Annotated in this window: 4 protein-coding genes, 1 tRNA gene and 1 rRNA gene; 3 read left to right on the top strand and 3 right to left on the bottom strand. The window is 51.0% G+C overall.

Annotated elements, in window-relative coordinates:
• The coding region (locus tag HMPREF1144_RS12605; RefSeq protein ID WP_009652953.1) for an IS5/IS1182 family transposase at nt 1-325 on the bottom strand (325 nt) is incomplete at its 3' end.
• 454 nt (nt 326-779) lie between these two features.
• Here HMPREF1144_RS12605 and HMPREF1144_RS12610 point away from each other — a divergent pair.
• The 3 genes from HMPREF1144_RS12610 to HMPREF1144_RS12620 all read left to right on the top strand — a co-directional run bounded on the left by HMPREF1144_RS12610 (nt 780) and on the right by HMPREF1144_RS12620 (nt 5,532).
• Nucleotides 780-1,919 carry an efflux RND transporter periplasmic adaptor subunit gene (locus tag HMPREF1144_RS12610; protein WP_009652952.1) on the top strand — a complete coding sequence of 380 codons (1,140 nt, stop codon included), beginning with the start codon at nt 780-782 and terminating at the stop codon, nt 1,917-1,919.
• Between the two features lie 13 nt (nt 1,920-1,932).
• Nucleotides 1,933-5,043: an efflux RND transporter permease subunit gene (locus HMPREF1144_RS12615; RefSeq protein WP_004854724.1), complete on the top strand. Its 3,111-nt coding sequence runs from the start codon at nt 1,933-1,935 to the stop codon at nt 5,041-5,043.
• 267 nt (nt 5,044-5,310) lie between these two features.
• Nucleotides 5,311-5,532, top strand: coding sequence for a hypothetical protein (locus tag HMPREF1144_RS12620; RefSeq protein ID WP_004854727.1), 222 nt, complete (start codon nt 5,311-5,313; stop codon nt 5,530-5,532).
• 236 nt (nt 5,533-5,768) lie between these two features.
• Here HMPREF1144_RS12620 and rrf read toward each other — a convergent pair.
• A 5S ribosomal RNA gene (gene rrf, locus HMPREF1144_RS12625) occupies nt 5,769-5,884 on the bottom strand.
• 38 nt (nt 5,885-5,922) lie between these two features.
• Nucleotides 5,923-5,998 (bottom strand) — tRNA-Thr (locus HMPREF1144_RS12630).
• Between the last annotated feature and the right edge of the window lie 2 nt (nt 5,999-6,000).

Genomic DNA, 6,000 nt, shown 5'->3' on the forward strand with positions numbered 1-6,000 from the left:
GGAAATTCATGATGGTGGTGCGATCCGGCAGGGCGCTATCCAGGGATAATCGGGCAAACAGGCGCATGGAGGCGATTTCGTACAGGGCATCTTCCATGGCACCGTCGCTCAGGTTGTACCAATGCTGCATGCAGTGAATACGCAGCATGGTCTCCAGCGGATAGGGCCGTCGGCCATTGCCCGCCTTGGGATAAAACGGCTCGATGACAGCGGTCATATTCTGCCATGGCAGAATCTGCTCCATGCGGGAGAGGAAAATCTCTTTTCGGGTCTGACGGCGCTTAGTGCTGAATTCACTATCGGCGAAGGTGAGTTGATGGCTCATGATGTCCCTCTGGGATGCGCTCCGGATGAATATGATGATCTCATATCAGGAACTTGTTCGCACCTTCCCTAGGCATACGGTGCTCCACTCAACGCCAGATTGAGAGTGTGGGGAAATCGCTGGATACCTATAAACCTAACATCTGACAATCAATATTGTTTAGCAAAAATACAGATAAGTTAAATCTCAAACGCTCCCCAATAAATACACCGCAAGAATAATTAAGATAAATACATTCATATATTAAATATCAATGTAAGCAAATTTTAATTTAAGATCATTCTAAAAACATTATTCCTGATATTTTGTTTTTACGTGCCTTGCTGATGGCTAAAAAATAACTATGTCTTACATCCATCGTTTTTTATTTGTAGGATAACAAACCGCATTTTAATTCATTATTTCTTGCACAGATTCGTGGCCATGCCTGGCTCATAATCTATAAGGAACAGCAATGACACCTCATGTCAGGGTTACACTTTTATCCAGCCTTATCATCCCGGCCATCCTGCTCAGCGGTTGCGATAATTCAGGCGATCGGCAACCGCATGCGCAGATACCTCAGGTCTCCGTTTATGTCGTACACAGCGCGCCGCTGTCCGTCACCACAGAGCTACCTGGCCGCACATCAGCCTACCGCGTCGCGGAAGTCCGCCCGCAGGTGAACGGAATTATCCTGCAGCGTAACTTTGTCGAGGGTAGCGATGTCAGCGCAGGACAGTCGCTTTATCAAATCGATCCGGCGACCTATCAGGCGGCTTACAACAGCACAAAGGGTGATGAAGCGAAAGCAGAGGCGGCAGCCGCCATCGCCCATTTAACGGTAAAACGCTACGCGCCTCTTCTCGGCACAAAATATATCAGCCAGCAAGAATACGATCAGGCGGTGGCGACCGCGCGCCAGGCCGATGCCGACGTTATCGCCGCAAAAGCAGCCGTGGAAAGCGCGCGTATTAACCTGGCGTACACAAAAGTGACGTCGCCAATCAGCGGCCGCATCGGCAAATCCAGCGTGACCGAAGGTGCCCTGGTGACAAATGGTCAGACTGACGCGATGGCGACGGTACAGCAGCTCGATCCCATTTATGTGGATGTCACCGAATCCAGTAATGATTTCATGCGCCTGAAACAGGAAAGCCTGCAGCACGGCAGTGACACCAAAAGCGTGCAGTTGATTATGGAAAACGGAAAACCTTATGCGCTCCAGGGCACGCTGCAGTTCTCTGACGTCACGGTAGATGAGAGCACCGGCTCTATTACGCTTCGCGCCATCTTCCCCAACCCACAGCACGCTCTGCTGCCAGGGATGTTTGTTCGCGCCCGCATTGATGAGGGCGTGTCACCGAATGCCATTCTCGTTCCTCAACAGGGTGTCACCCGGACGCCGCGCGGCGATGCCAGCGTGATGCTCGTTAATGACAAAAACCAGGTGGAAACGCGAGCCGTCACCGCCTCACAGGCGATTGGCGATAAGTGGTTAATCACGAGCGGTCTGAAAGCCGGTGAAAAGGTTATCGTCAGCGGTCTGCAGAAAGTACGTCCCGGCGTCACCGTGAAGGCCGAAGAGGATACCGCGACGTCCGTCGCGCAATAAGGTACGAATCCCTATGTCTAAGTTTTTTATCCATCGACCGGTCTTCGCCTGGGTGCTGGCAATCATCATGATGATTGCCGGTGGCCTCGCAATTATGCAGCTACCGATTGCACAATACCCGACTATCGCGCCGCCAGCGGTGGCTATCTCCGCAACCTATCCAGGTGCGGACGCACAAACCGTTCAGGACACGGTGACTCAGGTTATCGAACAGAACATGAACGGTATCGATAATCTGATGTACATGTCCTCAACCAGCGATTCCGCAGGCGGCGTTACCATCACCCTGACCTTTAAGTCAGGTACGGATCCGGATATTGCGCAAGTTCAGGTGCAGAATAAACTGCAGCTGGCGACGCCGCTTCTTCCTCAGGAAGTACAGCAGCAGGGTATTAGCGTCGAGAAATCAAGCAGTAGTTTCCTGATGGTTGCCGGATTCATCTCCGATAACACGAGTACTACTCAGGATGATATATCCGACTACGTTGCATCGAACGTCAAAGATACCATCAGCCGCCTTAACGGCGTCGGCGATGTACAGCTCTTCGGCGCGCAGTATGCCATGCGCGTCTGGCTGGACGGTAATCTCCTGAATAAGTACAACCTCACGCCTGTCGACGTCATTAACCAACTGCAGGTACAGAACGATCAGATTGCAGCAGGCCAGCTTGGCGGTACGCCGGCCCTTAAAGGCCAGCAGCTAAATGCATCCATTATTGCTCAGACGCGACTGAAGGATCCGGCAGAGTTTGGCAAAGTGACTCTGCGCGTGAACGCAGATGGCTCAGTGGTGCACCTGAAAGATGTGGCACGTATTGAGCTGGGAGGTGAAAACTACAACGTTGTCGCAAAAATCAATGGAAAACCGGCTTCAGGACTAGGAATTAAGCTCGCTACCGGCGCCAATGCCCTCGATACCGCCGCAGCGATTAAAGCGAAGCTTGCCGAACTGCAGCCGTACTTCCCGCAGGGGATGAAGGTCGTCTATCCCTATGACACTACGCCGTTTGTGAAAATCTCTATTCATGAGGTTGTGAAAACACTGTTTGAAGCGATTATCCTCGTCTTCCTGGTGATGTATCTGTTCTTACAGAATATCCGGGCCACGCTGATCCCCACCATTGCGGTTCCGGTCGTCCTGCTCGGGACCTTTGCCGTACTGGCGATGTTCGGTTACTCCATCAATACGCTAACGATGTTTGGCATGGTGCTAGCAATAGGCCTTCTGGTCGACGATGCTATCGTGGTGGTGGAAAACGTGGAACGCGTCATGGTAGAAGAGAAGCTTCCCCCCAAAGAAGCGACGGAAAAATCAATGTCGCAAATTCAGGGGGCGCTAGTCGGCATTGCCATGGTGCTATCGGCAGTGTTTGTCCCGATGGCCTTCTTTGGCGGCTCTACGGGGGCGATCTATCGGCAATTTTCTATCACCATCGTCTCCGCCATGGCGCTGTCCGTACTAGTTGCGCTGATCCTGACCCCCGCGCTGTGTGCCACATTACTGAAACCCGCATCAGCCGATCATCATGAGAAAAAAGGATTTTTTGGCTGGTTTAATGCGAAATTCGATCGTAGCGTGAACCACTACACTAACAGCGTCAGCGGGATCCTGCGCTGTACCGGACGCTACCTGATCATCTATTTGCTGATCGTTGTGGGTATGGCCATCCTGTTTATGCGTCTGCCCACCTCCTTCTTGCCGGATGAGGATCAGGGGGTATTTATGACCATGATCCAGCTTCCTTCAGGCGCAACGCAGGAACGCACGCAAAAGGTTCTTGATACGGTTACCGATTACTATCTGCATAAAGAGAAGGCGAATGTTGAAAGCGTCTTTACCGTTAACGGCTTTAGCTTTAGCGGTCAGGGTCAAAACTCCGGTATGGCGTTTGTCAGCCTGAAGCCATGGGAAGAACGCAGTGGCGCAGAGAATGGCGTTGAGGCAATCATCAAACGTGCGACCGTTGCCTTCAGTCAGATTAAAGATGCTATGGTCTTTCCTTTCAATCTGCCGGCAATTATCGAACTGGGTACGGCGACCGGTTTTGACTTTGAGCTTATCGATCAGGGTAACCTTGGCCATAGCGCGTTAACCCAGGCCCGTAATCAACTTCTGGGTATGGTGAGAGAGCATCCCGAGCAGCTGGTACGCGTTCGCCCCAACGGGCTCGAAGACACGCCGCAATTCAAGCTGGATGTTGATCAGGAGAAAGCTCAGGCTCTGGGTATTTCGCTATCCGATATCAATGAAACCATTTCCGCGGCGCTAGGGGGTTACTACGTCAACGACTTTATTGACCATGGACGAGTGAAAAAAGTCTATGTTCAGGCCGATGCAAAATTCCGTATGCTGCCGAGCGATATCAATAATATGTACGTCCGCAGCGCGAATGGCGAAATGGTTCCGTTCTCCGCTTTTGTCACCTCACGCTGGGTTTATGGTTCACCGCGCCTGGAGCGCTATAATGGCTTACCCTCTATGGAAGTTTTGGGTGAAGCTGCTCCGGGGAAAAGTACCGGCGATGCGATGATTTTAATGGAGCAGTTAGCCAGCAAGCTTCCTGCCGGTATTGGTTACGACTGGACGGGAATGTCCTATCAAGAACGTTTATCCGGTAACCAGGCGCCCGCGCTCTACGCCATTTCGCTTATTGTTGTCTTTCTGTGTCTTGCGGCACTTTATGAAAGTTGGTCTATTCCCTTCTCCGTCATGCTCGTCGTTCCATTAGGGGTAGTTGGTGCATTACTGGCAGCGTCGTTACGCGGGCTTAATAATGACGTTTATTTCCAGGTGGGCTTATTAACAACTATCGGCCTCTCTGCGAAAAACGCGATTCTTATCGTGGAGTTTGCGAAAGACCTGATGGATAAAGAAGGCAAAGGAATTATCGAAGCCACACTTGAAGCATCGCGTATGCGTTTACGCCCTATCCTGATGACTTCGCTGGCCTTTATCCTCGGGGTTCTGCCTCTGGTTATTAGCCATGGAGCCGGCAGTGGCGCCCAAAACGCGGTCGGTACCGGCGTTATGGGCGGAATGCTGACGGCAACATTACTGGCGATCTTCTTTGTTCCTGTCTTCTTCGTCGTGGTAAGACGCCGCTTTACGAAACACGCAGAGTAAATATGTTTTTCTAAAGGCACCTTTCAGGTGCCTTTTTTCGTCTGCGTTTCAATAACTATCCTGATGATATTAAATATATTTATTACCGCGGTACCCAATACACATTATTTCCCCATAGTTATCTGGATTTCTTCATGATATTTACGTTACTCATAAATTGAGATTATTTACTCTAGCGGCCCCCCGTATTGCTGATGATAAAATAAACCGTTCCGCGCAGGTATGGGTTCCCCAATACAGCGAAGCGGATTATTTAGAGGTAATATCATGAATAAAGTTATTATAGTGGCATTGCTGGCAACTCTACTCGCCGGCTGTGCACATGACTCTCCGTGTGTACCGGTCTATGATTCTGAAGGCAGATTAGTGCACACCAATACCTGTATGAAAGGAACGACCCAGGATAACTGGGAAACCGCCGGTGCGATTGCCGGGGGTGCAGCTGCCGTCGCTGGCCTGACGCTCGGCATCGTGGCGTTGACTCGTTAATTCCTTTCTTTTCTCTGCCATGACAGGTGCCGGAGCAATCTCCGGCACCGCTTTTCCCGAAGGTAAGCTCCACAATGCTTAAACTGCAATACCGGCAGCTGAAGCTCGGGAAACGATCCTTTAAATAAGGTCAAATGGGCAAATTGTCATTGCCAGGTTTGCTATAAATGTATATTTTCGCAGCCGCATAAACGCAAAAAGCCCATCCTGACGGATGGGCTTTTCACTTATTTGATGCCTGGCAATGCCCTACTCTCACATGGGGAGACCCCACACTACCATCGGCGCTACGGCGTTTCACTTCTGAGTTCGGCATGGGGTCAGGTGGGACCACCGCGCTATCGTTGCCAGGCAAATTCTTTTCAAATCGCCGAACTTTAACCTAAAAACTGGTGCTGATACCCAGAGTCGAACTGGGGACCTCACCCTTACCAAGGGTGCGCTCTACCAACTGAGCCATATCAGCAC

Origin of the sequence: Klebsiella sp. OBRC7 (genome assembly GCF_000293135.1) — a bacterium.
Taxonomy (GTDB): domain Bacteria; phylum Pseudomonadota; class Gammaproteobacteria; order Enterobacterales; family Enterobacteriaceae; genus Klebsiella; species Klebsiella michiganensis.